Origin of the sequence: Dietzia sp., assembly GCF_036741115.1 — a bacterium.
GTDB lineage: Bacteria > Actinomycetota > Actinomycetes > Mycobacteriales > Mycobacteriaceae > Dietzia.
The window spans coordinates 1-3,956 of sequence record NZ_DAINST010000138.1 but is presented as its reverse complement, the minus strand read 5'-3'; the positions used below and the strand labels follow the sequence as shown (position 1 = coordinate 3,956).

The 3,956-nt window shown below is 65.6% G+C and carries 2 protein-coding genes; both read right to left on the bottom strand.

Annotated features, from left to right (window positions below; genetic code table 11):
* Positions 1-3,473, bottom strand: a 3,473-nt coding sequence (locus V7E05_RS13880) for a DNA-directed RNA polymerase subunit beta' (RefSeq protein WP_333620221.1), incomplete at its 3' end; no start/stop codon positions are given.
* A 182-nt stretch (positions 3,474-3,655) separates the two neighbouring features.
* On the bottom strand, positions 3,656-3,956 hold a 301-nt coding region (locus V7E05_RS13875; RefSeq protein WP_333620220.1), incomplete at its 5' end, for a DNA-directed RNA polymerase subunit beta.

Below are 3,956 nucleotides of genomic sequence, written 5' to 3'. Positions count from 1 at the left end.
ACGATGACCTCGATGTGCTTGTCGTGGATCGACACGCCCTGCGAGCGGTACACCTTCTGGACCTCGCCGACGAGGTGCTTCTGCACGCCGTTCGGTCCGGTGACCTGGAGAACCTCGTGCGGGTCCGCCGGGCCCTCGAGGAGCGCCGCGCCGCGGGAGACGTGGTCGCCGTCCGCGATCGGGCCCATCGTGCCGTCGGCCTTCTCCACCATCGCGAGACCCTGTCGCCTGGACAGCTTCTCGTAGACGATGTCGTCCATCGAGTCGTCATCCGGCTCGATCGTGATCGTGTAGAAGCGCTCGCCCTCCTCGAGCCGGACGATGCCGGACTCCGAGGCGATAGGGGCCTTGCCCTTCGGCACGCGGGCCTCGAACAGCTCCTGGACACGCGGCAGACCGCCGGTGATGTCGTCGCCGACGCCACCCTGGTGGAAGGTACGCATGGTGAGCTGCGTACCCGGCTCGCCGATGGACTGCGCCGCGACGATGCCCACGGCCTCGCCGATGTCGACGAGCTGGCCCGTCGCCATCGAGCGGCCGTAGCACTCCGCGCACACGCCGGTGCCGGTGGTGCAGGTGAGCACCGAGCGGACCTTGACCTTGGTGACGCCCGCAGCGATGAGTGCATCGATGTTGGGGTCGCCGAGGTCGGTGCCACGGGCGACGATGACGTTGCCATCGGCGTCCTTGGCGTCCTCCGCCAGCGTGCGGGCGAACGTCGAGGTCTCGACGTGCGCATCGCGGATGAGCGTGCCGTCCGCGGCCTCCTCGGCGATGACAGTCTCCACACCGTTCGAGGTGCCACAGTCCGTCTCGCGCACGATGACGTCCTGCGAGACGTCGACGAGACGACGCGTGAGGTAGCCCGAGTCGGCCGTACGGAGAGCGGTATCGGCGAGGCCCTTACGCGCACCGTGCGTGTTCATGAAGTACTCGAGGACGGTGAGGCCCTCGCGGAACGACGACTTGATCGGCTGCGGGATGAAATCGCCGTTCGGTCGGGTCACCAGGCCCTTCATGCCCGCGAGCGAGCGAATCTGGGTCATGTTGCCGGCCGCGCCCGAACGCACGATCGTCGGGATCGGGTTGTCCTCCGGGTAGTGGTCCTCCATGGCCTGACCGACCTTCTCGGTCGCCTCCTGCCACAGCTTGACCAGGTCGTTCTTGCGCTCCTCGTCGGTGAGGAAGCCGCGCGTGTGCATCGACTCGATCTTCGAGGAGCGCTTCTCGAACTCCTCGAGGATCGTCTTCTTCTCCGGCGGCACGAGCACGTCGGACATGGCGACCGTGACGCCCGAACGGGTCGCCCAGTAGAAGCCGGCGTCCTTGAGCTTGTCGACGGTCTGCGAGACGACGATCATCGGGTAGCGCTCGGCGAGATCGTTGATGATCACGGCCTGGCGCTTCTTCGGCATCTGCTCGTCGACGAACGGGTAGTCCGCCGGGAGCAGCTCGTTGAAGAGGATGCGGCCGAGGGTCGTCGTGGTCTCCCATTCCTGACCCGGCTCCCAGCCCTCGGGGAACTGCTCCGCTTCGATCTCGGGCAGCGGGCGCTGGTTGCGTAGGCGCACGAGGATCTTCGAGTGGATGTCGAGCTCGCCGCGGTCGACGGCCATGATGGCCTCGGCCGGCGTCGAGTACACGCCCTGCGCGGGCGCGTCCTTCTCCGGCGCGACGTACGAGCCCTTGGCGTCCTCGTCGAGGCGCGTCAGGTAGTACAGGCCGGTGACCATGTCGAGTCGCGGCATGGCAAGCGGGCGGCCCGATGCCGGCGACAGGATGTTGTTCGAGGCGAGCATGAGGATGCGGGCCTCGGCCTGCGCCTCCGCGGAGAGCGGGAGGTGCACGGCCATCTGGTCACCGTCGAAGTCGGCGTTGAAGGCCTCACACACGAGCGGGTGCAGCTGGATGGCCTTGCCCTCGACGAGCTGCGGCTCGAACGCCTGGATGCCGAGGCGGTGCAGGGTCGGTGCACGGTTGAGCATCACCGGGTGCTCGGCGATGACCTCTTCGAGCACATCCCACACCTGGTCGCGCTGGCGCTCGACCATGCGCTTGGCCGACTTGATGTTCTGCGCGTGGGACAGGTCCACGAGGCGCTTCATCACGAACGGCTTGAACAGCTCGAGGGCCATGAGCTTCGGCAGGCCACACTGGTGCAGCTTGAGCTGCGGGCCCACGACGATCACGGAACGACCCGAGTAGTCGACGCGCTTGCCGAGGAGGTTCTGGCGGAAGCGGCCCTGCTTGCCCTTGAGCAGATCGGACAGCGACTTGAGCGGACGGTTGCCCGGCCCGGTGACGGGCCGGCCACGACGACCGTTGTCGAAGAGCGCGTCCACGGACTCCTGGAGCATGCGCTTCTCGTTGTTGACGATGATCTCCGGAGCGCCTAGGTCGATGAGACGCTTGAGGCGGTTGTTCCGGTTGATCACGCGACGGTAGAGATCGTTGAGATCGGAGGTCGCGAAGCGGCCACCGTCGAGCTGCACCATCGGGCGGAGCTCCGGCGGGATGACCGGCACGCAGTCGAGCACCATTCCGGCCGGGTTGTTGCCCGAGTGCTGGAAGGCGGCGACGACCTTGAGCCGCTTGAGGGCGCGGATCTTCTTCTGACCCTTGCCGTTGCGGATGATCTCGCGGAGCTTCTCGGCCTCGGAGTCGAGGTCGAAGTCGAGGAGCAGCTGCTGGATGGCCTCTGCACCCATCGCGCCCGTGAAGTACTCGCCGAAGCGGTCCTCGAGCTCGCGGTAGAGGTTCTCGTCCTGGATGAGCTGGTTCTTGTCGAGCTTGACGAAGGTATCCCAGATCTCGTCGAGGGAGTCCAGCTCGCGCTGGGCACCGTCGCGGATCTTCTTCATCTCCTTCTCGCCGGCGTCCTTGACCTTGCGCTTGGCATCGGCCTTCGCGCCTTCGGCCTCGAGCTCGGCGAGATCCGCCTCGGCCTTCTTGGCCCGGGCGTCGATATCGGAATCGCGCTCGTCCTCGATCATCTTCTTCTCTTCGAGGATCTGCGCCTCGAGAGTCGACATCTCGTTGTGGCGCAGCTCTTCGTCGACGCCCGTGATGACGTACGCCGCGAAGTAGATGATCTTGTCGAGATCCTTCGGCGCGAGATCGAGCAGGTACCCGAGGCGCGACGGAACGCCCTTGAAGTACCAGATGTGGGTGACGGGAGCGGCGAGCTCGATGTGTCCCATGCGCTCGCGGCGCACCTTGGAGCGGGTCACCTCGACGCCACAGCGCTCACAGATGATCCCCTTGAAGCGGACACGCTTGTACTTGCCGCAGTAGCACTCCCAGTCCCGAGTGGGGCCGAAGATCTTCTCGCAGAAGAGGCCCTCCTTCTCCGGCTTGAGGGTGCGGTAGTTGATGGTCTCTGGCTTCTTGACCTCGCCGTACGACCAGTTTCGGATGTCCTCGGCCGTGGCCAGGCTGATGACGAGCTCATCGAAGAAGTTGACGTCGAACACGTAACTTCCTTTCCCCGGTGTGGGTTGTGGTGGCGGGGCGGAAAGGGGTTGCTCCCCCTCCCCGGCCCCGCCGGGGGTTGATACAACAACGGCTTTCACCTATCGGAATGACGGTGGAGGTACTCGGTCGATCGGACCGAGCCGCCCCCTCCAACAGGTGCGATTCGTCTGAATCCGGTTCGTTACATGGCCTCGTCGGCTGCAGAACCCTCGTCGCGGGACAGGTTGATACCCAGGTTCGCGGTCGCACGGTCCAGGTCGTCGTCATCGCCCTCGCCGAGCGAGACGGCCGTACCGTCCTTGGACAGCACCTCGACGTTGAGGCACAGCGACTGCAGCTCCTTGAGCAGAACCTTGAAGGACTCCGGGATACCCGGCTCCGGGATGTTCTGCCCCTTGACGATCGCCTCGTACACCTTCACACGGCCGACGACGTCGTCGGACTTGATGGTGAGCAGCTCCTGCAGCGTGTACGCCGCGCCG